Here is a 300-nt window from a genome sequence, read left to right as displayed (position 1 = left end):
CGTTGCACGACGATGCCGATGGCGTCGCCGTGGCCTGCCTGGAGGAGGCCGCGGAAGTCCGCGCCTTGCACGCCAGCGCGCGCATCCTGTTGCTGGAAGGCTGCTTCGAGGCGAGCGAATACGCCCTCGCCGGGCACTTGCGCCTGGACCTGGTGATCCAGGGCGCGGAACAGGGCGAGGCGTTCCTCGCCGCCGGCCTGGATATTCCACTCAACGTCTGGCTCAAGCTCGACTCCGGCATGCACCGCCTGGGCTTCGATCCTGCCGCGCTGCGCGCCTGGCATGCGCGCCTGCGCAGCC

1 protein-coding gene is annotated in these 300 nt (G+C 70.3%); it reads left to right on the top strand.

The features are described 5' to 3' along the window. Positions 1–300, top strand: a 300-nt coding sequence (locus ACLJNW_RS24325) for an alanine racemase (protein WP_410961233.1), incomplete at both ends; no start/stop codon positions are given.

This window comes from Salmonella sp. SAL4457 (genome assembly GCF_046548235.1).
In the GTDB taxonomy this organism is placed as follows: Bacteria; Pseudomonadota; Gammaproteobacteria; order Enterobacterales; family Enterobacteriaceae; genus Salmonella; species Salmonella enterica.
This window is presented reverse-complemented; position numbering and strand designations above follow the sequence as displayed.